The sequence below is a fragment of the Cohaesibacter marisflavi genome (assembly GCF_963665895.2).
GTDB classification, from domain to species: Bacteria; Pseudomonadota; Alphaproteobacteria; order Rhizobiales; family Cohaesibacteraceae; genus Cohaesibacter; species Cohaesibacter marisflavi.
This window is the reverse complement of the sequence record NZ_OY762534.1, coordinates 867437-893319: the sequence shown is the minus strand read 5'-3', so window position 1 is coordinate 893319 and position 25883 is coordinate 867437. Positions and strand designations below refer to the sequence as shown.

Below are 25883 nucleotides of genomic sequence, written 5' to 3'. Positions count from 1 at the left end.
TCTAAAAGTCAGCCTCTGGTCACGAAGACCAGGGCGACAAGGGATGCAAAGGTCAGGAAAAGCGCAGGCATAATAATCGCGGCATATCCCCATGAAGCGATCGCAAAGCCCCAGGCAACAAGCAGCAGAATAAGGCCCAAAAGCAGGATCGTGCTCAGCTTGGTATCTGACATTTTTACTTCGCTCATAAATCGCCTCCAAAACATTGCCAAGACGCGTTCGCCACGCTCTTTCTAACTCACTGTTTGTCTCTTTCAGTGCGTATATATGAATTAATACGTAGTCGTCCAGATCTGTAAAAGACATGAGGCAATTTGACGCAGATCAAACCGCAAAACATCACAGCCGCCGCCAAACCGCCCTTTTCACGTTGCCTTCAAAGCCCCCATAAAACGCAAAAGGCCGGAGCACATGCTCCGGCCTTGCAAATTCTGATGACCATGCCGCAAGAAATGATAAGGCGGTCAGCCCTTCGCGATCGCGTCAAATTTCTGCAGCTGCGCCAACAGCTTCTCCAGTTCCTTGATCGGAACCATGTTCGGGCCATCGCTTGGCGCTCGGTCAGGATCTTCATGGGTTTCGATAAACAGTCCTGCAACACCGACAGCAACGGCGGCCCTGGCAAGAACCGGCACGAACTCACGCTGGCCGCCCGACGTTTCCCCCTGCCCGCCTGGCTGCTGCACAGAATGGGTCGCATCGAAGATCACCGGCGCGCCGGTCTGCGCCATGATAGGCAGACCACGCATGTCTGTAACCAGAGTGTTGTAGCCAAAGGATGTTCCACGATCAGTCAGCATGACATTGGCATTGCCGCTATCGACGATCTTGGCTGCTACATTGCGCATGTCCCAAGGCGCAAGAAACTGCCCCTTCTTAACGTTGATCACAGCTCCGGTTTTCGCAGCAGCGACCAGAAGATCCGTCTGACGGCAGAGAAAAGCTGGAATTTGCAAAATATCGGCGACTTCGGCAACTTTAGCACATTGCTCCGTCTCGTGAATATCCGTCACGATTGGCAGGCCATAAGTTTCCTTGATCTCGGCGAAGATTGGCAATGCCTTATCGAGCCCAATCCCGCGTTGAGACTTGAGGCTTGTGCGGTTGGCCTTGTCGAAAGACGACTTGTAGACAATGCCGATATTGAGATTGTCTGAAATCTCCTTCAGTGCAGCGGCCATTTCCAGCGCGTGATCGCGGCTTTCCATCTGGCAAGGCCCCGCCATCACAGCCAGTGGCAGATTGTTGCCAAATTGCACAGCACCAGCAGACACAACAGGATTGGGTACAGTCATCGATTTATCTCACTCTCATTAAGGGCGATCAGTCAGACGCTTCGCATAGCACAAGTCCAACGCCACCGGTTGCTTCTGCTTGCAGAATATACAGACCATTATGGATAGAATAGGGAATATGAGCCTCATCAAGCACAGCCTTGGCGCGCGCCATATCAACTCTGATGCGCACGCCCAGAACGCCGCCTTCTTCAGGCAAATTGTGCGGCACGTCAAGATCATAAAAGGCCTTGCAGGCCGACGGCGTCAGAACCTGCAAGTCGCTGCCATCCATGTCCATCACGACTCCGGCACTGGACGAGCGCATGACACGCTGACCGGTAAACCCTCCCAGAAATTCATGATGATCGGACGGATTATGTGCGACAAACAGAACGGAGGCAAAGGAGGTAGCACCATTGCGATGGGTCTGGAATTCTTCTTTCCAGAATAGCTCGGGCGGATGCTTATGCTGACAGACGAAAAAGCCGGTTTCCTTCATATGCGGGTTCTCGACGAACCCAAGAGCAAAACCAACCTCAGCCGCACTACCATCGGGCAATGCAGCCTTGCGGCCAAAGTCAAACGGAGGAAAGGTGCGCAGCCCTAGCGCCTTGAAAGCGTCCAGATCCGCAGTCCTGTCAAGAGAGCGCAAAACGAGCATGGAAGCCCCCTGCCGCTTTTCCAGAAAGGCAAGATTGAAACGCGCAAAGGAAAAGTCTCCCTCCGTTTGCGGTGGCATAAGGCTCTCATCTTCAATAGCCAACAGCTCCAGAAAGCTTCTGTCCAGTTGAACATGAGCACTCATGGTTCCGAAGGGATGATGAAAGGTCGGGGTAACCGTAAAGCCAAGCGCGGTATAGAGCGCGCGTGCTGCTTCAAGATCCTTGACCGCCACTACGATATGATCCACGCCGCGTAGCATGGCCAGTCCTCCCGGAAACGTCGTCTATGTCTGCTTCAACAGGAACGAGGCGCAACCGACTTCGATCACGCCTCGCAATTCTGATTATACCAGTCGGCTTTGCTCAACGGCCGCTTCAATAAAGGACTTGAACAGCGGGTGCGGAGCAAACGGACGGGATTTCAGCTCAGGATGATACTGAACCGCGATGAACCATGGATGATCTGCGATCTCCACCGTTTCAGGCAACACCCCATCAGGAGAAAGGCCGGCAAAATTGAGCCCGCAGGCTTCCAGCTTCTCTTTATAGTCGATGTTGACCTCATAGCGATGGCGATGCCGTTCGTGGATGATCCGGTCGCCATAGATCTCTGCAATCTTGGAGCCTTCTGCCAGATGGGCTTCATAGGAGCCAAGACGCATGGTACCACCCAGATCACCGTCATGTGCACGGACTTCCTTGGCGTTGCCCTTGCTCCATTCGGTCATCAGACCAACGACATGATGGCCTTCCGGCGTGAACTCCGAAGAGGTGGCATCCTCGATGCCCGCCAGATTGCGTGCTGCTTCGATAACAGCCATCTGCATGCCAAAACAAATACCGAAATACGGGATCTTGTTTTCGCGTGCATATTTGGCCGCTGCAATTTTGCCCTCGGACCCACGTTCGCCAAAGCCGCCGGGCACCAGAATGCCATGCACGCCCTCCAGCCGCGAGGTTGGGTCGCTGCCTTCTTCGAAGATATCGGATTCGATCCAGTCGATTTTCACCTTGACCTTGTTGGCAATGCCACCATGGGTCAGAGCTTCCATCAGGGACTTATAGGCATCCAGAAGTGAGGTATATTTGCCCACGACCGCAATCGTGACTTCGCCTTCGGGGTTGTGAACCCGATCAAGAATATTCTTCCAGACTTCGAAATTCGGTTTTGGGGCACCATCGATGCCGAAGGCTGCCAGAACTTCGCGATCCAGTCCCTGTTCATGGTAAGACAGTGGCACTTCATAGATATTCTTGACGTCAAGGGCCTGAATAACAGCCTCAGGCCGCACGTTACAGAAGAGCGACAGCTTGCGGCGCTCTGATTCTGGAACCGGACGGTCACAGCGCACCATCAGGATGTTGGGCTGAATACCGATAGACCGCAGTTCCTTGACCGAATGCTGGGTTGGCTTGGTTTTGAGCTCACCAGCGCTAGGAATATAGGGAAGAAGGGTCAGATGGATATAAATAGCCTGCCCGCGAGGCAATTCGTTGCCCAACTGGCGAATACCCTCGAAGAAAGGCGTTGCTTCGATGTCACCCACCGTGCCGCCGATTTCGCACAACACGAAATCATAGTCTTCGTTACCATCTAGAATAAATGCCTTGATCTCATCAGTCACATGCGGAATGACCTGCACGGTCCCGCCAAGGTAATCGCCGCGGCGTTCCTTTGTGATGATATTCTGATAGATCTGACCGGTCGTAATGTTGTCCTTCTTGTTGGAAGGACGGCCGGTAAACCGTTCATAATGCCCCAGATCCAGGTCCGTTTCCGCACCATCATCGGTAACGAAGCATTCCCCATGCTGATAGGGAGACATCGTGCCGGGATCGACATTGAGATAAGGATCGAGTTTGCGTAGTCTAACTGAATAGCCACGCGCTTGTAGAGCCGCCCCAAGAGCCGCAGACGCAAGCCCTTTGCCGAGCGAGGACACCACACCGCCAGTTATGAAAATATATCGCGCCATGGAACTTTAAGTTACTTCCCTTTGTACCGATTCGCCAAGCAAATCGTCTCGGTTCCAACAACTAAAGCGCCGCTCACCGTTAAGCAAAGGTGAGCATCGCTCATCCATTTTTCAGAACAGCCCTGTCCATTAAGTTGAACTTTTTCTTGTGCCATTCTTTTGGTTTAGGTTCCGCCCCTAATATTTCATGATTGGCGCATAGACGCCACACATAAAAGAAACCGGCCCTCGCATAATCGGCAAGGGCCGGTTGGAATTGATCTCTCGTGTCGACACATCGACAATCCCGTTTCGCACCTATTGCGAGGTCGGCACCTGAGGTCCACTAGGCTGATTGCCCGTGGTGCTTTCCTGAATCTTGTTCAGTTCACCAAGGACACCGCCCTGTGGTGCGCCATCAGCATTGGAAGCAGGGTCAGCCTGATTCTGCTCGACGACAGGCACCTGATCAAGAACGTCAGATGGCTTGCTTTTCATCCCCGCCAGAATGGTGAGCCCCAAAGAAGTCAGGAAGAACCCGGTTGCCAGAATCGCTGTGGTTCGGGTCAGAAGGTTCGCTGCGCTGCGACCGGACATAAAACCGCCGCCGCCACCGCCGCCAATTCCGAGTGCGCCACCCTCAGAGCGCTGCAACAGCACTACAACAACAAGCGCGCCAACTAGCAGCAGGTGAATGACAATTAATACTGATTCCATCGTCTGGGCCGTCTCTAAAACAGTCAATCGGGCCAGCAGCAAGTGCGGCCCGACGCATAAGGTTCACATAATCTGGGTGGTCTTCTACAACAAGACTTGCCGCAATTCCAGTGCCAACGACATTTTTTCCTTGGCTCTTGCCTTCATTTGGGCACAAGAGGCGCAAGAAACAAGCCCCGAGTTGCCATGCAATGATCACATCGAGGCTTATTAAAGCGCAAGCACGAGGCTGCAAAGCTTATTTGTAGGCTGCCAGAATGCCCAGGAAGTCAGCAGCTTTCAGGCTGGCACCACCAACCAGAGCACCGTCAACATTGGCCACCGCCATCAACTCGTCGGCATTGGCAGCCTTGACAGACCCACCATAAAGCAGACGCATGTTGGCACCTTCGGCACCGAAGGCTTTGACCAGTTCGTCACGCATGAACTTGTGCACTTCGGCAACATCTTCTGCGGTTGGCGTCAGGCCGGTACCGATTGCCCATACAGGTTCGTAAGCGATAACGGTATTGGCAGCCGTTGCGCCTTGAGGAATAGAGCCTTCCAGCTGGAACCCGACAACATTGAGGGTTTCGCCGGATTTGCGCTCGGCTTCGGTTTCACCAACGCAAATGATGGCAACCAGCCCCTGATCCCAGGCTGCTTTAGCCTTGGCATTGACGATTTCGTTGGATTCAGCATGATCGGCGCGACGTTCGGAATGGCCAACGATAACGGCAGAAGCACCGGCATCCTTGAGCATTTCGGCAGAGGTATCACCGGTGTGAGCGCCAGATACGTTGAAATGGCAATCCTGTGCCCCGATGGCTACAGCGCTGTCAGCAGCTTTTTCGGCAAAAGAAGCAACAAGCGTGAATGGAGGACAGATCATCGTATCTGCCTTTGCAGCCAGATCGGCATCATAGCCTTCAATCAGCGCGTCCAGTTCCGCAGCGGAGGCTTTCAGCCCGTTCATCTTCCAGTTACCGGCTACAAGAGGTTTGATGCTCATTAATCTGCTCCTTCCAATATTTCAGATATCGGCAATAGAATGGGTTCCGTTGAATAAGTCAATGTTAGACGACATCATCGCCCCACCATGCATTCAACTTTAGCACTACAGGTTCTACCCCGCCCGGAGACAAAATGCACGGTACACAAGCCAAGAGTTGATCAGTTACCCCCTATTTTCCAGCCAATTGAAAAGCCAATGGCGCCTGAAGGCAATCTTTTTGCGAACAAATACCCTCCCATCCCCATTTCTGCCTCCTTTTCTAGACTGATTGGGTTGCGGCGATGGATCGAGCTTTCTATGATCCGGCAAACATTTTGAAAAGGCAGAACAGAATGCAGACGGCGTTGTAACGGCGCACCCCGAACATTCGTTCTGTATGAAAGAAGGACACACCATCCCATGATGGAATTTATGCGTTCGATGGCTTCAGGAATTGTCGCGAAGCTCCTGATGCTTCTTTTGGTTTTGAGTTTTGCAGTCTGGGGCATCGCCGATGTGTTCGGCCGCTTCGGACAAAGCACCGTTGCCACGGTCGGCGATACCGAGATTGACGCCCGCGACTATCAGAGCGAATTGCTGCTCGAGGTCAACAGCCTGTCGAGTCGCCTCGGACAGCGCCTGACAGCAGCCCAGACGCAAGCATTCGGGCTGCCTAACCAGGTTCTCGGACGCATGATCAATGAAGCAACCCTGAATGATCTGGCCAGCAACTTCAATATGGGGCTTTCCTCTGAAGAGCTGGCAAAGGGCATCGCCGAGGAACCAGCGTTCCAGACCGCCGGCAAGTTCAACCGCAATCAGATGGCTCTGGTGTTGCGCAATGCTGGCACCACGGAAGACCGGTATGTGACCAACCGCGAAAAACTGGAAGTCCGCCGCCAGCTGGCACAGGGCCTCACCGGCAATTCCACCCTGCCCGAAGCAACCCTGAAGGTCTTCAACGATTTCAGCTTTGAAAAACGCGACGTGGATTACATAGCACTCAAGGAAGCCGATCTGGACGCGATTGAAGAGCCAAGCGAAGACGTGCTCAACAGCTATTATGAGCAAAACAAGATTGCCTTTCGTGCTCCGGAATATCGCTCCTTCGTGGTGCTGAAGCTGGAACCGGGAGACATCATGGATCCTTCTGCGGTTTCTGATGAAGATGCCCAGACCTATTATGAAAGCGTCTCCAATCGCTTTCAGCTGCCCGAAAAGCGCCAGATGCAGCAGATTCTCTTCGGCTCCAAAGAAGATGCAGAAGCAGCCCTTGAAAAGATCAAAGGTGGCGCAACCTTCGAAGACATCATGGCAGAACGCAATCTGACCGAATCCGACGTTGACTTCGGACTGCTTGCCAAGAGTGAAATCACCGATCCGGCGGCTGCAGAGGCCATCTATTCGCTTGATGAAGGCGCTGTATCGGATGTGGTTGAAGGCCAGTTCGGCTTCCTGCTTCTGCGCAACGCCAAGACCGACCCTGCGCATGCGACGCCGTTTGAAGACGTCAAGGATCAGATGAAGGCGGAAGTTGCAGCAGATCGGGCCAATGGAGAAGTGCTCGACATGTTCGACAATGTCGAGGATATGCGCGCGGGCGGCTCCACGCTTGAGGAAGTGTCCCAAAAGCTCAATCTGCCATTACGCACCGTCACCACAATTTCCAAGGCAGGCAAACTGGAACAAGGTGGCGAGGTAACGGACCTGCCAGAACAGGAAACCCTGCTGACCTCGGTGTTTGATACGGACATCGACTATGAGGCCGATCCGATCGACATCGGAAATACAGGTTTTGCATGGTTCCGTGTCACTGACATCGAAGAAGCCCGTGATCGGGCTCTGGATGAAGTGCATGATGATGTTGTCGCCGCCTGGAAGGAAGACGAACGCAAGAGCCGCAATGCGGAACTGGCCGGAGAGATCCTCAAGGAAATTGAAGGCGGCAAGAGCCTTGCAGCCGTGGCCGAAGAACGGGGCCTGAATGTTGCAACCGCAACCGACATCACCCGTCAGGTTCATGGCGATCTGCCAGCCTCAGCTGTTGAGCAGGCCTTCGGAGGCCCGCTTCACCACAAAGCAACGGCCGTAGATGGTGAAACACAATATGTGCTGGAAGTTGCCAAGGTAACAGACCCTGAATTCGATCCGGATGCCCTGCAGCTTGATTCCATCAAGGCACGCCTTAACCAGAATGCGAGCACAGACCTGCTGTCGCAGTTGAGCGCAACTATTCTGGGCAATCTTGGCTACACCGTAAATGAAGCCATGATGAACCAGGTCGTCAGCGGCACGCGCTAGTAACAATTGAAGACCTTATCCGGGGCGTTTTCGCAAAGAAGCAGGCAAACTGCTCGACGCGGCGCCCCGGTTTCATAATCACATACCATCGACCCAGCCGTTCTCCGACCGGGCCGAAGTAGACAGTCGGGAGCAATAGAATGGAAGAGATGAAACCTTTTCTCGCAAAGGTCGCCGAGGGCAAAACCCTCAGCCAAGCGGAAGCTGTAGAAGCGTTTGACCTGCTCATGAGCGGTCGTGCCACGCCAACCCAGATTGGCGCCTTCCTCATGGCCTTGCGCATGCGCGGCGAAACCGTCGACGAAATTACTGGCGCGGTTTCCCAGATGCGAGACAAGATGACTCCGGTCGTAGCACCAGCTGACGCCGTCGATATCGTGGGCACAGGCGGCACTGGTACCAAGAAATACAACATCTCCACCTGCGCGGCCATGATCGTGGCTGCAGCTGGCGTGCCCGTAGCCAAACATGGCAACAAGGCGCTGACCTCCCAGTCCGGTTCAGGCGATGTGCTCACCAGCCTCGGGGTCAATCTGGCGCAAGATCCAGAAGGTGTGGCTCGTTGCATCAGGGAAGCCGGGATCGGCTTCATGTTTGCGCCCAATCATCATTCATCCATGCGCTTTGTCGGTCCATCTCGGGTGGAGATGGGCACGCGCACCATGTTCAACATGCTTGGCCCCCTCACCAACCCGGCTGGCGCCAAACGTCAGCTCATCGGTGTATTTGCCCCCGAATGGCTGCGCCCCTTTGCTGAAGTGCTCAGAAATCTTGGCGCCGAGCATATCTGGGTTGTTTATGGTGCAGGCGGCCTCGACGAAATCTCGACGCTTGGCGAAACGCAGGTCGTCGAACTGAAAGACGGCGCCATTACCGAATTCACGCTTGTTCCTGAAGCCTATGGCATCAAGCGGGTAACCATTGAGGACGTGCGTGGCGGCACCGGCGAAGAAAATGCTCAAGCCCTTACTGCGCTTCTGGAAGGCGAAAAAGGCCCTTACCGCGACATCGTTCTGATGAATGCTGCCGCAGGCCTGCTGCTGGGTGGCAAGGTTGCCAACTATAAGGAAGGCATCGAGCTGGCTGCCGAGTTGATCGATAGCGGCAAGGCACTGGCTACCCTCAAGAAACTAATAGACGTTTCCAATCAAACCGCAGAGTAAGGCTCCGACAGGACAATGGCAGACATTCTCAAAAAGATCGAAGCATACAAGCGCGAGGAAATCGCAGCGGCCAAGCTTCACACCACGGTTGCCGATCTGGAAGCCCGTATTGGCGAGCAGGCCCCCGTGCGCGGCTTTTACAATGCCCTCAAGGCCAAGGTTGATCACGGCCACTATGGCCTTATTGCTGAAGTAAAGAAAGCCAGCCCCTCGAAGGGCCTTATCCGGGAGGATTTCGATCCCCCCAAACTTGCCAAGGCCTATGAAGAGGGCGGGGCAGCCTGTCTATCCGTGCTTACCGATAGCCCATCTTTTCAGGGACATCCGGAATTCCTGATCGCTGCGCGCGACGCGGTTTCCCTGCCTGTTCTGCGCAAGGATTTTCTGTTTGAACCCTATCAGGTTTACGAAGCCCGCGCATGGGGGGCCGACTGCATCCTGATCATCATGGCGGCGGTCTCTAACGACGAAGCCAAGACGCTTGAGGAAACGGCTCTTGCGTTGGGCCTTGATGTGCTCGTCGAAGTGCATAACAAAGAAGAGCTAGAACGCGCCCTCACCCACCTCACTTCCCCGCTACTGGGTATCAACAACCGCAATCTCAAAACCTTCGAAACCACGTTGCAAACCTCCATTGATCTGGCTCCCATGGTGCCGGATGAAAAATTGCTGGTCGGCGAAAGTGGATTGTTCACACCACAGGACCTGGCTCTTCTTGCAACCAAAGCAAACATTCATACATTCCTGATAGGCGAGAGCCTGATGCGTCAGGATGATGTTGCCGCTGCAACGCGGGATTTTCTGGCACGCTAACTGCGGCCGGTTGAACGCCTCAACGGATCTTGGCGCTTCTTGGGAGGGAAATTCACATGAGTGACGCGAGACTGACCCATCTTGATGACACCGGCGCCGCGAATATGGTCGATGTCTCAGCCAAGGCGCCAACCGTGCGCATCGCCGTAGCATCCGCCCATGTGCGCATGAACCGTGAAACGCTCGACCTGATCCTTTCAGGCAATACCAAGAAAGGCGACGTTCTGGCAACGGCCCGCATCGCTGGCATCATGGCTGCAAAGCGCACCCATGAGCTGATACCGCTGTGCCATCCGCTGGCCCTCTCCAAGGTCGCCGTAGACATAGAGGCAGACGAAACCCTGCCCGGGCTTGTGATAACCGTAACGGCCAAGCTGACCGGTCAAACCGGTGTTGAAATGGAAGCCCTGACGGCAGCCTCCATTGCCAGCCTTACGATCTACGATATGGCCAAGGCTGTCGACAAAGGCATGGTCATTTCCGATGTCCGCCTCTTGGAAAAACAGGGTGGTAAATCCGGCCATTGGCAAGCCGATAGCAACAACAAATAGGAGCGACTGGAATGGCCCTTTTGAATGTGGATGACGCATTGGAGCAGCTGCTTTCCGATATTTCCGTTTCGGAAGTCGAGAATATCTCCCTCCACAACGCGACCGCACGCGTTCTGGCAGCAGATCTGGTTGCAAACCGCGATCAGCCACCCTTCAGGGCGTCTGCGATGGATGGCTATGCCATCAGGGCCGACAATGTAAAAGAGCTCCCCACCAAGCTGCAAATCATCGGCGAAGTGCCTGCCGGCTACCATTTCCCTGATGCCGTTCACAATTGGGAAGCGGTACGCATCTTTACAGGCGCCCCTGTTCCCGAGGGAGCAGACACCGTCGTTATGCAGGAAAAAACTGAGCGCGACGGGGCTTTTGTGACAATCCAGCAGGAGATAACAAAGGGCTCCAACATTCGTGAGGCAGGGCAGGATTTCGCCACGGGCGAGACATTACTCAAGAAGGGCACCGAACTCACCTATCGCCATCTGGCCCTTGCCGCAGCCATGAACCATGCCGTGCTTCCTGTCTACAAGCGTCCCGTTATTGCCATTTTGGCGACAGGTGACGAACTGGTTCTTCCAGGGGAAACGCCGACAGAAAGCCAGATCATCGCCGCCAACAATTTCGCCATTGCTTCCTTTGCCCAAACTATCGGTGCTGACATCATGGATCTGGGCATTGCTCGCGACGACATGACAGAAATTTCGACCACCATTGAAAAGGCCGTTGCCGCCGAAGTCGACTGCCTCATCACCATTGGCGGTGTGTCAGTCGGAGATCACGATCTGGTGCAGGAGGCGCTGAAGCGCGCTGGCATGGATCTCAAATTCTGGCGCATTGCGATGCGGCCTGGCAAGCCCCTGCTGGCTGGCAAACTAGGCAAGACACAGGTACTGGGCCTGCCGGGCAATCCGGTTTCATCCATGACATGCGCTCTGCTCTTCCTACAGCCCATCATCCGCAAGATGCTCGGCAAAAAGGGCCCCTATAAAATCACAGATGCCGTGCTGGGCAGTGCCTTGCCCGAAAATGACTATCGCCAAAGCTACATGCGGGCTCGCACGCATATAGATAAAGACGGCCGCACCGTCGCTTCGATCTTCTCCGATCAAGACAGCTCCAAGCTATCCAGCTTTGCAGAAGCCGATTGCGTGATCATTCGTCCTCCGAACTCCCCCGCCAGCAAGGTCGGAACCCCCTGCCAAATCATCACGCTATAAAAACAAAAGCCGGTTCCCATTAGGAAACCGGCTTTTTAAATCTGCCTGTCAGTGATCTTACACTTGATCGCACAATCAATCAGTCCACAAAGGCCCGTTCGACGACGAAGCTTGCAGGACGTGCATTGGACCCTTCAACCAAATTGAATTTTTCCAGCATATCCTTGGTGTCATTGAGCATCGCCATGGATCCGCAAATCATCGCCCGGTCTACGTCAGGATTGATCGGCGGTACACCGAGATCCTCAAACAGCTTGCCCGATTCCATGAGATCGGTAATCCGCCCCATGCGCGGAAAGTCTTCGCGTGTCACTGAGGTATAATGAATGAGCCGCCCCTTGGCGAATTCACCCACGAGCGGATCATTGTTGCAGATCTCGACGAGTTCCTCGCCATATTTCAGCTCATCAATCTCACGGCAGGTATGTGTCAGGATCACCTGATCAAACTTTTCATAAGTTTCAGGGTCACGAATAAGCGATGCAAAGGGAGCTATTCCGGTGCCGGTGGAGAACATATAGACGCGCTTGCCTGGAATGAGAGCATCATTGACCAGTGTACCGGTCGGCTTTTTGCGCATCAGGATGGTATCACCCACCTTGATCTTCTGCAGATGCTCGGTAAGCGGACCATCTGGCACCTTGATCGAATAAAACTCGACCTCTTCATCCCATGAAGGGCTGGCAACCGAATAGGCGCGAAAGACCGGTCGCTCTGCATTTGGCAGGCCGATCATCACAAATTCACCAGAACGAAAACGGAAACTTGCCGGGCGCGTAATTCTGAACTTGAACAGCCGATCCGTATAATGCTTCACTTCTGTTACGGTTTCTGCAAACACATTTGCCGGAATCGGAAAGGCCGATTTACTGGCGGCACTGGCGCTAGCTTGAGAAGCCTCATTTGGCTGCGTCATTGCTTACTCCTTCAAGTTATTCAGGCCACATCCGCACACGTGTCAGGACGCGCCTTGCCCTAGCAATCACCCGCGCGAACCAGTCTCTTCGAAAGCCGGTTCGAGACGAAATCAGGCCGTTATATCATGTCGATCTGAAAACAAAAGACTATTCAGGGGCCATCTATTGCAATTAGGGCCATTCTAACGACTATTCGCCCGCCACGTCACTAAGCCAATTGCGAAAATGCTATAACATTACCTATTTTTCACGTTTCGCTCTGAGCAAGAGCAAAAACCCGATATTTTGTAGCAACTCTCACCACTGACAACACCATCCGCCTCTTAAAGACCGAATATTAACTATAAGTAGTTTTAACAGTGATGATATCCACCGATTTTTATCACATTTTGAACACAATTGAATCTTGTTGCAAAATAGACACACTACCTCAAGCAAAAATTCATTAATGATTGCCGCGAGATAGGCCAAACCAAAATGGCCATTTCATATTCCCATTATATTTCAATATTTTATAAAAATATTTCCGAATAACATATCTAAATATACAACCCAAAAGAGCCCGCAAACCGAGTTCGTTTGTTCTAAAAAGCCCCTTCGTCACGTGCATATATGGCTAAAACAGACATAGCCTTTAGCGGCAAGCATGTAACTTAGAACCACTATATCTGTAGTCATCCAGATAGCGCCGTTCCGGAAAAGTATGATATTTCAGGCCTGTATTACTACAACCCGTGATAGAACCTTGTTCGATCTAAGGCGCTGGCAATAACACAATTTATATACAACCTGTGGTTATTGCATTGACTAACGCAACCATATTGACTACTAAACACTGAGTTGCATTAAATATTCACGCAATCAATTTTGACTATTTGATAGCGAACTGCTGTTTGGAAGGTCACGACGATTGGGAAGCCAGGCCTTGGCTCAGGAGACATTGAATTGAGAATAGCGATTACATTGGCCAGCCTGATGCTCGTTGCAAGTGCTGCCCACGCATCAGAACTCGTCTACACGCCGGTAAACCCCACGTTTGGTGGTAGCCCGTATAATTCATCTCACCTTTTGTCCATTGCGAGCGCGCAGAGATCTGCCACCGCTTCTGACGCCAATGTCAGCAGCGCATCAGGGGGCGGCAGCGGCACAACAAATGACAACACAACGGCTGATCTATTTGTAAGCCAGTTGCAAAGCCGATTGCTCTCGGCTCTGGCAAGTCAGGTTACTGAAGCGATCTTCGGGGACGATCCGCAAGACAGCGGCACCATCACTTTTGGTGATACCGAAATCACGTTTGATCAGACCGGCGGATCTATTGCGCTGACTATCACAGATTTCACCGACGGAACCGTCACGAATATTGAAGTTCCTCAATTAGTAACCGACTGATTTCCGGCGATCATAATGAATATTTTTATCCAACTTCGTTCCAAATCAAAAATGGCCTCCCGGCGCGCGCTGGCTGCCCCTCTGTTGATCTCGCTGGTCGCGCTCACAGGATGCGCCACCAACAAGACTTTGATGACAGAAGCTCCACGTGTTGCCGAAGTCAGTGAAGTCAATTTGCGCCTCAGAAACATCCCGGCACCGAAACATCGCATTCCGGTCGCGGTCTATGACTTCCGGGATGAAACCGGACAATATCGCGAAGCCCAGAATTATCAGCAATTGTCTCGTGCGGTCACCCAAGGCGGTGTATCGATCCTCATCAAGGCGTTGCAGGATGCCGGCAATCGGCGCTGGTTTACCGTTATGGAACGCAACAAGCTGGCAAACCTGCTCAAGGAGCGCCAGATCATTACGGAAATGCGCCGGCTTTATCGTGGCGAAGAGAAAATCAACGCCAAGGCCCTGCCCCCACTTAAACATGCCGCCATCATCATCGAAGGCGGCATCATCGGCTACAACCACAATGTACAGACCGGCGGCATAGGCGCTTCCTATCTGGGCATCACGGGCGACAGCGATTATTCCAAGGACGAGATCACGGTTTCCTTGCGGGCAATCTCGACCAAGACAGGTGAAGTGCTTACCACGGTCACTGCCAGAAAAACGGTGGTATCGGTCGGCCTTCAGGCTTCGGTCTTCCGCTACGTGAAACTGGATGAGTTGCTGCAGGCCGAAGGCGGCTTCACCAATAACGAGCCTAGCCAGATTGCTCTGGAATCAGCAGTTGAAAAAGCGGTGGAAGCGTTGATTGTCGAAGGGGTCGAGTTGGATATCTGGCAATTCAAGGATCCGCAATATGGCTCCTCCTATGTGCAGACCCTGCAATCGGAACAATATAAAGAGACCGATAGCGCAGAGCCCGTGCCCATGGCGGAACCGGAAACAAAAAACGCAACCACAATTTCAGCCACGGTGCCCAAACTGGTTGTAAGCAGGGCTGTGCGCCCCCAGCCGGAGGTGAGGCAAACAACAAGAAGATTGCCTCCGCCATACTCAAGCAGTGAAGATCCTTTAGGTTAAAAATACACAAAATATCCGACAACAGTTGTATTAAGTTGTATAGGGCGGAGACTATCATAGTTTCCAGCCCTATTTTTATTTACATTCATCAGTTAACTATCTGAATTAAACTTAAAAATACAAACCCATTACAATTTTAATTAAATTTATTATTACATATTGACTTATAAAGTTAAGAAGAGGTAAATGATTGTACTGCCGCCAATATATTTTCGATGGTTGCATTTTGACCATACCTGAAGGCGAGCATCAGCTGCTCAGGTGGGTGGCAAGTTTGAGAAACGTGATTCATATTGGAGACATCAAATGACCAAAATTCGTTTGGCACTTCTAGCCGCAGTAGCATCGGGAGTTATCGGAGGAGGATACGCATTCGCTGCTGGCGGCAACGACGCCGCTATCCGCCAGAATGGTGACGGCAACGTGGCCTCGATCGACCAGAGTGCAGGCACCGACAACCAGTTCAACAACACCGGCCCTAGCGACACAAGCGCAGCATTTCAGGATGGTAACAACAACTCCATCACCGCAGTGCAGAGCGGCTCATCAAACACAGTCGGCCTAAGCGTCAACCAGTTCGATAAAATTGGGGATGTTACCTTCAAAATCGGACATACCGGTGTTGATCGCACCTCTTGGGGTGTTGTTTCCTCAGGAACGGCGACCGACGGTGTCGCGCAGATCGGTGACGATAACAGCCTAGACGTAACTCAGGAAAGCGATGGCAACATCGTTGGCGGCGTGGTTCAGTTCAGCTCTTCGACCAGGAGTGCCGCAGGCCAGAAAAACGAACTCGAAATCGATCAGCTTGGTGGGACCGGCAACCAAATCAAGCAGGTATTGCAGGCTGTGGCTCAGGGGTCTCAAAACACAGCAACCATCACGCAGAATGGCTCAGGCAACGTGATCAATGCTGTCAACCAAATTGGCCTTAATGTCAACGGTGCCAATTCCAAAGTGAATAGCATTACGGCCACCATCTTAGGCAACAGCAACGGCACTGCCGCACTTGCGCGCAAAGCTGGGGTCTCTGGCGCTGCAACCAGCGAATTGAACCAGATGGGTGAAGACAACAGCATCACCCTGAATATCGACGGCGACTCAAACGCCTTCGGTGTAACCCAGAACAACTATGGCGGTGGACGCAACACCCTTTCCGATCTCAACATCACCGGCAACGGAAACCAGTTGGGTGTCTTGCAGGACGCAAATAAAGTCTCTAGCAACCACAATGATCTGACCATCAGCGCAATTCATGGCAACGACAACAATATCGGCGTGAAGCAGATTGGCGACAACTATGGCCTCATTGATCTGCAGTCGGCCAGCAACAGCAACCTGATCGGTCTTTCCCAGACCGGTACCAACAGCGCGACCATTACCATCACATCAGGTGACAGTAACGACTTTGACGCTCTGCAGGAAGACTACAACCAGCTGACCATCACAGCAAACGGTAGCTCCAACATCCTGAAAACCATGCAGACCGCATCAGTTTCAGGTACCGACAACCAGTTGACCGTCGATATCTTTGGCTCAAGCAACAACACGACTGACTTCACCACGGCGAACGCAGCCGATGCTATTGGCCTGACAGTAGGCGAACTCATCCAGACCGGTTATGGCAACGAAGCAACCGTTAATGTTGGTCTCTCTTCTTCTGACAGCAACAACAACTCTTTCGCTCTGAGCCAGATGGGCAATAGCAACGAAGCTACCATCTCTGTTTCAGGCGGCAACGACAATCAGGTCGCCGTACTGCAGAGTGGTAATTCCAACAACTCGGTCGTAACCCAGACAGGGTCTTCCAACGTGGTTGGCATCGCTCAGTAAGAGCCATTCGAAATGGATAAAGACTGGAGGGACGCACTCCCGCCCCTCCGGCCACATGTGGCAAGAGCCGCGAAATCATTTTTAAGTTCATCGTGAGGGCCAACTCAGGCTTTCCGGTGGCTCAATTTTTAAGAAGTAATTTTTTGGAGAGAATAAATGAACAAGGTTCGTTTGGCTTTGCTGGCAACCGCTGCAACAGGTGTTATTTCCGCCGCAGGTCTGGCTTTCGCAGCAAATAATGACGCATTCGTAGAGCAAAATGGCAGCAGCAACACCGCGTCCATCAACCAGACCAACGCCGGAGCGGAAACGCAGGGCAACAAGGTGGGCAACAGCACCAATGTCGTCCTTCAGGATGGAGACCAGAACACACTGGATATCATCCAGAGTGGGGACAGCAACCAGATCGGTCTTCTGGGCAGCGGCGTGGATCAGCTGGGCGATGGCAACAATTTCGACGCCCTGCAATCCTCGAACAGCAACGTCATCGGCTCCGTGCAGCAAGTAGAAAGCACCGCAACCGGAGCAACGGGAACAAACGAACTGACAATCACCCAAAAGGGTGGAGCCTCGAATCTCGTGACCGCCGTGTCTCAGGAAACCACGGCCAATGGCACCAACTCCGCCGAAGTCACGCAAAATGGCGCGGGCAACCGGCTGAAAACGCTAAGCCAGTTCAATAATGGCGACGGCACCAACTCTTTCACCGTTTCGATCACCGGCGACGATAATGGCACCGTCGATAGTCTTACCAACTATGCCTCATTGGCAAATGTCAATGGCAGTGAAATCACCCAATCCGGCACAGACAACAGCATTGAACTGATCATCTCTGGCAACAGCAACCAGTTCGGAGCAGCCCAGACAAACGATGCCGGCGGGACCAATATCCTGCAAACGTTGGACGTGGTTGGAGACCAGAACGAAATCGGCGTTTCCCAAACGGCTCATTCTGCCACCGACACCAACAGCTTGACCATCAACAAGATTATCGGAAACAACAACAATGTTGGGGCCAACCAACAGGGTTACGGTTCGAATACCGGTACGATTACCCTCGGAGCCAACAGCAACAACAACTGGGCCAAGCTAATCCAAAGCAACGGTGCAAAAGGAACAATCACCGTGCATGCTGGGGATTTCAACCGAGCTTCCATCGAGCAGCATGCCGCCGCCACGAGTGACAATGACGCAGAAATCGAGGTCACGTCTACCAACAAGACACGGGGCAACAACTATCTCTACATAAACCAGTGGGGCAATGCGGAAGTTGCCAAAACCTCGGTGATTGGTGACTACAACTATTCGAGTATTAAGCAAACGGCAAGTGACAATGATGCTACGGTAACCATCACAGGCGACAGCAACAAGAACTTCACCTATCAGAACGACTATAGCACGGACAACACTGCCACCATAACGATCGATGGGGACAGCAACGAAGCAAGAACCTATCAGAAGGATTACGGGTCTGACAATAATGTCGCCATCGACATAACTGGTAACAACAACTCGGTAGAAGACCACCAGTTGGCCAGCACAAAAGCTGATCTGGATGTCGACATCACTGGATCTGACAACGCAATCCTGTCTACTCAGCAGACAGCTTCACTAAGCTCTGTGTCCTTCGACATCACTGGCAATAGCAACAACTTCGACGCCACACAAAGTCTCAGCACGGGCGACGCCATGTCGGTAACGATTTATGGCGACAACAACGGCAAGGGCACCTGGACCCTTAACGGTGCCGCCGAGGCAGTCAACCTGATAAGTGGTGAGCTGAGCCAGTCCGGCTCCAACAACGTGATGGACATCGCTATCGGCTCATCATTGCTCGGCAGCTCCAATAACCTTGTTGCAGCCCAGCAGAATGGGGACAGCAACTCCATCGACGTTAGCATTTCTGACGGCAGCTTCAACGAAGTGGCCATCAGCCAGCAAGGCAACGGCAACATCTCCGTTGTCAATCAGGTGGGCTCTTCCAACATCGTTGGCATCAGCCAGTAAACGTCCTGAGAGAAGTTGCATGCAAAGCAAGCATATAGAATGGGCGACCCCTCGCCCATTCGTCATCGGTTCTAAAGTAAAGTGAAAGCCACAAAGGCAGTCTTATGAAACAATTCAGTTCTTATTCGTTAGCGCCAGTTCTGACACTGATTATGGTTGCTTATGGACCGTCGACGCTGGCTGATGAAAATGAGGTCTATCTCGGGCAGACCGGTGTAACCAACGTCATCGATATCGATCAGGTTGGTAATTCGAACAAGGTGGGCGCGAACGAGACTGCAATATTCATCTCGCAGCAAGGCACCAGCAATGGCATAACCATATCACAATCAGGATATGCCAACGAAGCGGGCGCCAGCGCCCCAACAGGCCGTTTGGGCCTGCAGGGTCTTTACCAGACGGGTAGCCAAAACACGCTTGATATCACGCAGGAAAATAATAATGCCCTTGGCATGAACCGCATCGGTGCGATCTCGCAGGACGCTTCCCCCACCTATGCCTCCAGTGTGAGCAACAGCCTTACGATCATCCAGTCTCACAATGCTATCGATGGAACAGCTGGATCAGGAGATGGGCAAGGCAATCACAGCATCGGAGAAATCCAGCAAATCCAGACGAGCACAAACGGAGCCAGCAACACCGCTGTGATAAGACAGTTTGATGGCGCAGAAGACTCCTATGATGGCAACCGGATTGGATGGTTCATCCAGAATGGCAGCGGCAACATTGCCAATGTGACGCAACAATATCGCGGCAACATCCTCAATACCTTCCGCCAATATGGCCAATCAAACGAAGCCACCATCTTCCAACATTCGGGAACAGAAAACCGCATAGCCCAGTATGATCAGGTCGGCAGCTTCAACAGGGCTTCCGTTGCCATGATTGGCTCGCGCAACATGCTTTGGTCTCTGATCCAGAATAACGACCTTGTCAGCGTCACTGGCAACCTGACCACCATCACACTTGAAGGCGATGACAATGGCGGTGACGGGTTTGGCGGTTTGGGACAGTTCACCAAGGAGAATACCAAACAGCTGCAGGTGTCTCAAGGTGAAGTCAAACAGCTGGGTGATCATAATACGCTCAACATGGTAACCACAGATGCCTCAACCATGACAGCCTATGGCTTTGTGCAAGATGGCGACGGCAACTGGCTGAGCGGCACCGTAGACGGGATCGAAAACGAGGTGGCCTCCTCCCAAATCGGGGATGGCAACCGGCTCAACTTCATGCAGACGGGTGACAAAAACAGCATGGCTGTTACTTATAAAGGCAAGGACAACGAGCTGGATGCAAAACAGACCGGGGATGAAAATAGCATGACCGTTTCGTTTGATGGCGCGGTCACCCCCCTCTCCCGCAGCGACCAAACCAACGATGCAGCCCTCGGTGGATTCACAGATCTTGTGCTCGCTTCATCCGGCACGCTTACGCCCGGGCAAGCGATGCAAACCGGCGATCTCAACGTTGCATCTATCCAAGTCAATGGCGGCAGCTTTAACAAATTCGCTTTTTCGCAGACTGGTGATCAAAACGTGATTGATGGCGCTATAACCGGTTTATCGAACCAATCTGCGGTGATACAATCTAACAACGATAACTATGCCTATTACCGCCAAACGGGCAATTACAACCAACTTATCATCCTGCAGTAGAAGCGAGTAGTGTTTTTCAATCACTCTACCACAGGATTTAACGCAAGATTCACTTCAATTTCAAGAAAAGGCTCCGATCAGTCATTCGATAGGGCGCCATAAAATCTGATTAAAGAAATACCTGTTCTAATCGCTTCAAACGAAAGCAAAGGAACAGGGACATGCAAAAACAACTTACAGCTATCGCTGCGATCCTTTTGCTGAGCGCAGCATCGCAGGCAAAAGCAGATACCAACGTCATCGAATTACTGGATGACGCGAATACAGAAGGGAATGTTATCGAGCTGAACATTACGGGCAATGGCAACAGTCTGAACCTATCCCAAAGCTTCGCCTTTGGAGGCTATGGCCAGAACCTGATGGATATCACAATCGATGGCAACAACAATGGTGGACCCGCAGGGGCAAACTTTACAGGCGTAGCTCTTGCGAGCGGTCTGCGACCGGGAAATTTGGTACAGGAAGGGTTCAATAACAGTATGATTGTCGATGTTAGCGGCACAAGCAATCTATTCTCCTTCCTGCAAAACGGGAGCCAAAACACGCTCCAAGCCTCAATTGAGGGCACAGGTAATCAGGCCGCTGTGCAGCAATATGGACAGAATAATCACGTCAGCTTCAGCCAGATGGGAAGCAACAACAGCATCAGCATCTCGCAAAGATCTTTCTAGGATTATTCTGTGCCAATGAATGAGGAAACTGGCACATGAACAAAGCTCTAACCTTGGGACTTCTCGCTACGGCATTGGCGGGATTTTCTCTCTCACCAGCACTGGCGGGAGATCAGAATATACTGGTGTTGCAGCAGGACGGTGCGGCAAATACGATTTCAATCGACCAGCAAAAGGCAACGGGCAGTCAGGTCGGTGGCGTCAACTTCATCGAGGCTACGCCACTTGAGTCTTCCGAATTCGAAGTGATGGACATGTCCAACCCCTTGCAAATCACCGAAGGGCTTCAAAACCCGATTGTGCAACAGGGAGATGGCAACAGCGCCACCATCACCGTTGAGGGCGACGAGGATGTCGTCTATCTAAACCAGAATAGTCAGGGACAGCCAACAGGCAACAACGCCGACATTTATGTCAATTCGGGCACTGCTGATCCATCCTTTGCGGCCGTCGTTCAAAACGGCGCGGGCAACAATGCGTCCGTCAGCATCAATGGCAGCCTTTCCAATGGCACAATCTTACAGAACGGGTCTAACAATCAGGGATCTATCGACGTCGATGGCAACAATGTCACAGCATCCCTGACGCAGGTCGGCTCGGACAATGACAGCCAGTTGGTCGCGCAAGGCGCATCGACGTCAGCCACCGGTGTTGATGGCGCCAATGTGAGCTATACGCTCTATGCCAATGGAGTAACCACGACACAGCCTGTCACGGTGACGACCAATGGCGCTTCAGTAAGCATCACACAAACCCAATTCTAATTCACGAGCCTTTGGTGGCTTACTGGCGAAGCGACTGCCTCGGAGACGGCCTATGCCGCACCTGATTGCCTCAATAAAACATCTGGCGGCATTTGGTCTGCCTCTCTTGATGGGAGCCCCCTCCATGGCCCACGCTCAGCCACCGAAGGCAGACATAATCATGCATCTAACGGGCAACCAGCTCTCGATTGAAGACGCAATTCGCGTGACTGAGGCTGGAGAATACAAGGTCCAGCTTGAAGTGCGCAAAACGGGCAAAAGCGGCACCGCCACAACCCGGCAAGGAAACCGCATCAAGGCCGAGGCAGATCGCGTATATCAAACCAGCCAATTGCATTTTGTTCTGGGCGCCAAGGATCACATCGAGGCCAAGCTCAGTCTCTTTTCCGAAGATACTTTGTTGGTGACAAAAACCCGTAGCTACACCTTCGGCGCTCCTGCGCCGGATATGAATAAACAATTATGATCAATATCTTATACCGGTGACTTCAATGATCAGGTTATTTTCTGCATTTTTATCAGGTCTCTTTTGTCTGGGCTTTCTTGCCCCAGAAACCGCCCATGCCCAGTCCGCTGAAGCGGTGGCCAAAGCCTTCGCTGGCAATTGGATTACCTATGACAGGCATTTCGCAGAGCAGAAAAGCTGCGAGCTGGCCTTCTCTGCACAAAAATCCGGCGATCTTTATCCCATAACGAAAAAGGGTTGTAGCGGCGATCTGGCGGATATCGCTGGCTGGCGGATACAGAATAACCAGCTGGTGTTCATGTCCAGCGCCAATACGGCGATCGCATTGGTTGGAGGCAATCAGGAACGGTTGAGCGGAACAATCTTGCAGAACAATCTGCCAATCATCATCGAGAGGTTGGAAGTCGCCCTGAAGATCGAGAAAGCCCGTAAATCGATCCAGTGTTCTTACATCGGTTACAGCCAGACATGCGCCTCTCCACGAGATTTCGCGCCGCCGGCAGCCAGCATCGGGTCGCCTTCACCGGTGCAGATTCTGGTTAATCTCAACGCAAGAATTGAACCGCGCAACAACGCAACGATAAAGACCGTCTTGAAGCCCAACGCCTGTATCAGCGCTGAAGTTTGCACCGTGGCGTCCGATGGCCTGTGGTGCAAAGTCAAAATCGAGAATGGCGATGCATGGATCAAAAAGCAGACCGTTCGCCAGCAGCGCTGGCCGGTTATCACCTTCAAAAATGGCTGCTCGTAAGCGACCTCTGCCCCCATCCACCCAGTTGGATGATATCAGCTCGCAGATCAGATCCCGCCACCAACGTTTCGTTGTGCGTGGCGGGATGTCTTAAACATGCGCCGGGCACCTTCCCGACTAGTAGGCCTGCGTTCGGCTTTTGATCTGGTATGGTTCCAGACTCTTGATGAACCGATCGATGAATTCCATCGTGATGACAGATCTGGGCGTGTGAGTTGGAAAGAGAATGCTGAGCCTGTGAGGCACCACAGGCTTGAACGGCTTGATGATCAATCCGTCTTTTTCATATTCTAATGCATCGATGATGCTAACCACGCTGACGCCAACTCCGCCGGCCACAATGCGACAAGCAAGGCCGAACTGGCGCGATTCTATGATCGGATTAAGCCGCGCTCCACTCGCCTCGAAGGCCGCATTCACCAAATTGAAATAATCACTGCCGCGTCTGGCATGAATAAAGGGCTCATTGTCCAGATCCTGCGGCGTAATATGCTCCTTGTCCTTGAGGCGATGCCCCTGCGGCAAAACGCATACACTGCGCATCATGATTGGGATGATCTCCAGCGCAGGGTGCGGTTCATGATGGGAAGAGATACCCACATCATACTGGTGCGAGATAATCCAATCCAGAATGCGCTCCGGCCTATCCGGCTCAATGGCCATAGTCACGCCCGGGCGTTCCTTCATGAAATCGGCAACAACCCGCGGCAAATGGGTGGTCGCAAAGCCCGGCAGACACGTGATGCGCAAATGCCCGACTTGCAAATCATGAATTTCTTCAACCAGCTTCTCGATATTGCCAAGCCCGGCCAGCACCCTGTCTACTTCGCCCAATAGAAACCGCGCTTCCTGCGTTGGAACGAGCCGCCCGCCATCACGCATAAAAACCTCAAAGCCCACCCGCTGGGTGAGGCTCGATATCAGGCGCGAAACCGCTGGCTGCGAAATATCCAACAGCTTGGCCGCCGACGTCACATTCCCCGTGGTCGCCACCGCTCGAAAGGCTTCCAACTGTCTCAACTGTATCATATGCGTCTCGTTCTTTTCCGCGCCTTCAACCTGCCACGCTTTACCAAATACCAAATTTCATAACATGATGTTATGACATTTAAGAAAAAACTTCATTTGAATTATTCAACCGCTCGCCTCATTTTGCCCTTGTCCAAACGGGCCGGTCATCTCGCTCAACACAATGATGTTAGGAGCGCCTTTAAACGGCCGGGCGGCTTCCCTCCTCCATAAGAGAAGAAGAAGCCACTTCCTTGCAGAGGAAGCTGAGGACTTGGAGGAACGAATTCATATTGTCTCTGTTTTGAGCAAGGGAAACTCAAATGAAACTGTCACGCAAAGCCCTTTTGGCTGCAACGATCATTGCTGGCCTGACTGCACCGGCAATGGCTGCAACGGAAATTCAGTGGTGGCACGCCATGGGTGGTGTCAACGGTGAACTCGTCAACGAAATGGCCGAGAAATTCAACGCTTCTCAGTCCGATTATAAAGTCGTTCCTGTCTACAAGGGCGGTTATGCAGACACCATGACGGCCGCTATCGCAGCATTCCGCGCGAAAGAGCAGCCAGCCATCGTTCAGGTTTTTGAAGTTGGTACCGCCACCATGATGGCAGCCAAAGGCGCTATCTATCCGATCAGCCAGCTGATGAAAGACACTGGCGAGGAATTCGACCAGTCAGCATACCTGCCAGCTGTTGTTTCCTACTATCAGAGCCCGGAAGGCGATCTGCTTTCCATGCCATTCAACAGCTCCACCCCTGTCATGTGGTACAACAAAGACGCGCTGGACAAAGCAGGCGCCAAAGTGCCAACCACCTGGGATGAAGTGGAAGAAGCAGCCCAGAAGCTGGTCGATAGCGGCATGGACTGCGGCTATTCCTTCGGTTGGCAATCCTGGGTCATGATGGAGAACTACTCCGCATGGCACAACATGCCATCAGGCACCAAGGAAAACGGCTTTGCCGGTTTCGACACCGAATTCACCTTCAACAATGACGCTGTCATCAACCGTCTGCAGAAGATCGCTGACGATGGCAAAAAAGGCCTGTTCAAATATGGCGGCCGCACCGGTGAATCCCGTCCGCTCTTCGTCAATGGCGAATGTGGCCTCTGGATGAACTCCTCCGCTTACTATGGCGGCTTTGTAAAGGACATCAAATTCAACTTCGGCCAAACCATGTTGCCACTGGACACCGACGTTGCTGACAAGCCTCAGAACTCCATCATCGGTGGTGCAACCCTTTGGGTGCTGCAGGGCCATGAGAGTGAAGAATATAAAGGCGTTGCCAAATTCCTGAAATTCATCTCCACTCCGGAAATTCAGGCCAAATGGCATCAGACCACCGGCTATGTGCCAATCACCACGGCCGCTTACGAACTTTCCAAGGAGCAGGGTTACTACAAGGAAAACCCGGGCACCGACACGGCCATCAAACAGCTCAGCCTAAATACCCCGACTCCGAACTCCCGCGGCATTCGCTACGGCAACATGGTTCAGGTTCGTGACGTAGTCAACGAAGAGATGGAAGCTCTGTGGGCTGGCAAAAAAGACGCCAAGACCGCTATGGACGACGCTGTAAAACGCGGCAACGCTCTTCTGCGCAAGTTCGAACGCAGCGCCAAATAATTCATTGGCTTAAAGCGAACAATTTCCATGCCGCCCACCGGGCGGCATGGTTTTACGGCAAGCCCCCAAGGACCCCGATGAC

Annotated in this window: 23 protein-coding genes; 15 read left to right on the top strand and 8 right to left on the bottom strand. The window is 52.6% G+C overall.

All coding sequences use genetic code 11. From position 1 onward, the window contains the following. Positions 1-8: 8 nt before the first annotated feature. The 6 genes from ACKPCT_RS05285 to tpiA all read right to left on the bottom strand — a co-directional run bounded on the left by ACKPCT_RS05285 (position 9) and on the right by tpiA (position 5602). Positions 9-188 carry a hypothetical protein gene (locus ACKPCT_RS05285; RefSeq protein ID WP_090071448.1) on the bottom strand — a complete coding sequence of 60 codons (180 nt, stop codon included), beginning with the start codon at positions 186-188 and terminating at the stop codon, positions 9-11. A 276-nt stretch (positions 189-464) separates the two neighbouring features. Next, complete coding sequence (kdsA, locus tag ACKPCT_RS05280; protein ID WP_319568596.1) at positions 465-1295, bottom strand: 3-deoxy-8-phosphooctulonate synthase; 831 nt, start codon at positions 1293-1295, stop codon at positions 465-467. Positions 1296-1323: 28 nt separating this feature from the next. Continuing rightward, positions 1324-2199 carry a VOC family protein gene (locus ACKPCT_RS05275; protein WP_319568595.1) on the bottom strand — a complete coding sequence of 292 codons (876 nt, stop codon included), beginning with the start codon at positions 2197-2199 and terminating at the stop codon, positions 1324-1326. Positions 2200-2283: 84 nt separating this feature from the next. Continuing rightward, positions 2284-3915, bottom strand: coding sequence for a CTP synthase (locus ACKPCT_RS05270; RefSeq protein WP_319568594.1), 1632 nt, complete (start codon positions 3913-3915; stop codon positions 2284-2286). 297 nt (positions 3916-4212) lie between these two features. Further along, positions 4213-4611, bottom strand: coding sequence for a preprotein translocase subunit SecG (gene secG, locus ACKPCT_RS05265; RefSeq protein WP_319568593.1), 399 nt, complete (start codon positions 4609-4611; stop codon positions 4213-4215). A gap of 238 nt (positions 4612-4849) precedes the next feature. Beyond that, the gene (gene tpiA, locus ACKPCT_RS05260; protein ID WP_090071460.1) at positions 4850-5602 is read right to left on the bottom strand and encodes a triose-phosphate isomerase; all 753 of its coding nucleotides are present in this window, start codon (positions 5600-5602) and stop codon (positions 4850-4852) included. A gap of 402 nt (positions 5603-6004) precedes the next feature. Between tpiA and ACKPCT_RS05255 the strand changes: the two genes are divergently transcribed. The 5 genes from ACKPCT_RS05255 to ACKPCT_RS05235 all read left to right on the top strand — a co-directional run bounded on the left by ACKPCT_RS05255 (position 6005) and on the right by ACKPCT_RS05235 (position 11626). After that, positions 6005-7885 carry a SurA N-terminal domain-containing protein gene (locus ACKPCT_RS05255; protein WP_319568592.1) on the top strand — a complete coding sequence of 627 codons (1881 nt, stop codon included), beginning with the start codon at positions 6005-6007 and terminating at the stop codon, positions 7883-7885. Positions 7886-8025: 140 nt separating this feature from the next. Continuing rightward, complete coding sequence (trpD, locus tag ACKPCT_RS05250; RefSeq protein ID WP_319568591.1) at positions 8026-9048, top strand: anthranilate phosphoribosyltransferase; 1023 nt, start codon at positions 8026-8028, stop codon at positions 9046-9048. A gap of 15 nt (positions 9049-9063) precedes the next feature. Continuing rightward, on the top strand, positions 9064-9861 hold the full coding sequence (gene trpC / locus ACKPCT_RS05245) for an indole-3-glycerol phosphate synthase TrpC (protein WP_319568590.1): 798 nt from the start codon (positions 9064-9066) through the stop codon (positions 9859-9861). Positions 9862-9917: 56 nt separating this feature from the next. Next, on the top strand, positions 9918-10412 hold the full coding sequence (gene moaC / locus ACKPCT_RS05240; RefSeq protein ID WP_319568589.1) for a cyclic pyranopterin monophosphate synthase MoaC: 495 nt from the start codon (positions 9918-9920) through the stop codon (positions 10410-10412). An 11-nt stretch (positions 10413-10423) separates the two neighbouring features. Then, a complete protein-coding gene (locus ACKPCT_RS05235; RefSeq protein WP_319568588.1) occupies positions 10424-11626 on the top strand; it encodes a molybdopterin molybdotransferase MoeA in 1203 nt (400 codons plus the stop codon). 79 nt (positions 11627-11705) lie between these two features. Here ACKPCT_RS05235 and ACKPCT_RS05230 read toward each other — a convergent pair whose 3' ends face one another. Next, positions 11706-12542 carry a ferredoxin--NADP reductase gene (locus ACKPCT_RS05230; RefSeq protein WP_090071473.1) on the bottom strand — a complete coding sequence of 279 codons (837 nt, stop codon included), beginning with the start codon at positions 12540-12542 and terminating at the stop codon, positions 11706-11708. Between the two features lie 946 nt (positions 12543-13488). On the opposite strand from ACKPCT_RS05230, the gene ACKPCT_RS05225 reads away from it, so the two are divergent. The 9 genes from ACKPCT_RS05225 (at position 13489) to ACKPCT_RS05185 (ending at position 23165) form a co-directional block, all read left to right on the top strand. Then, complete coding sequence (locus ACKPCT_RS05225) at positions 13489-13935, top strand: curli assembly protein CsgF (RefSeq protein ID WP_244544655.1); 447 nt, start codon at positions 13489-13491, stop codon at positions 13933-13935. Between the two features lie 15 nt (positions 13936-13950). Then, on the top strand, positions 13951-15015 hold the full coding sequence (locus ACKPCT_RS05220; RefSeq protein ID WP_319568587.1) for a CsgG/HfaB family protein: 1065 nt from the start codon (positions 13951-13953) through the stop codon (positions 15013-15015). Positions 15016-15321: 306 nt separating this feature from the next. After that, complete coding sequence (locus ACKPCT_RS05215) at positions 15322-16848, top strand: beta strand repeat-containing protein (protein WP_319568586.1); 1527 nt, start codon at positions 15322-15324, stop codon at positions 16846-16848. A gap of 156 nt (positions 16849-17004) precedes the next feature. Further along, entirely contained in the window at positions 17005-18855 is a 1851-nt protein-coding gene (locus ACKPCT_RS05210) for a beta strand repeat-containing protein (protein WP_319568585.1), read from the top strand. Positions 18856-18959: 104 nt separating this feature from the next. Beyond that, positions 18960-20513: a hypothetical protein gene (locus ACKPCT_RS05205; RefSeq protein ID WP_319568584.1), complete on the top strand. Its 1554-nt coding sequence runs from the start codon at positions 18960-18962 to the stop codon at positions 20511-20513. A gap of 161 nt (positions 20514-20674) precedes the next feature. After that, a complete protein-coding gene (locus ACKPCT_RS05200) occupies positions 20675-21184 on the top strand; it encodes a hypothetical protein (RefSeq protein WP_090071484.1) in 510 nt (169 codons plus the stop codon). A gap of 35 nt (positions 21185-21219) precedes the next feature. Then, a complete protein-coding gene (locus ACKPCT_RS05195) occupies positions 21220-21948 on the top strand; it encodes a hypothetical protein (RefSeq protein ID WP_090071485.1) in 729 nt (242 codons plus the stop codon). Between the two features lie 124 nt (positions 21949-22072). After that, positions 22073-22414, top strand: coding sequence for a curli-like amyloid fiber formation chaperone CsgH (gene csgH, locus ACKPCT_RS05190; protein WP_319568583.1), 342 nt, complete (start codon positions 22073-22075; stop codon positions 22412-22414). A gap of 25 nt (positions 22415-22439) precedes the next feature. Further along, the gene (locus tag ACKPCT_RS05185; RefSeq protein ID WP_319568582.1) at positions 22440-23165 is read left to right on the top strand and encodes an AprI/Inh family metalloprotease inhibitor; all 726 of its coding nucleotides are present in this window, start codon (positions 22440-22442) and stop codon (positions 23163-23165) included. A 117-nt stretch (positions 23166-23282) separates the two neighbouring features. On the opposite strand, the gene ACKPCT_RS05180 is transcribed toward ACKPCT_RS05185, so the two are convergent. Then, positions 23283-24194 (bottom strand): LysR substrate-binding domain-containing protein, encoded by a 912-nt coding sequence (locus ACKPCT_RS05180; protein WP_090071492.1) that lies wholly within the window; start codon positions 24192-24194, stop codon positions 23283-23285. Positions 24195-24496: 302 nt separating this feature from the next. On the opposite strand from ACKPCT_RS05180, the gene ugpB reads away from it, so the two are divergent. Continuing rightward, complete coding sequence (ugpB, locus tag ACKPCT_RS05175; RefSeq protein ID WP_319568581.1) at positions 24497-25801, top strand: sn-glycerol-3-phosphate ABC transporter substrate-binding protein UgpB; 1305 nt, start codon at positions 24497-24499, stop codon at positions 25799-25801. The last annotated feature ends 82 nt before the right edge of the window (positions 25802-25883 follow it).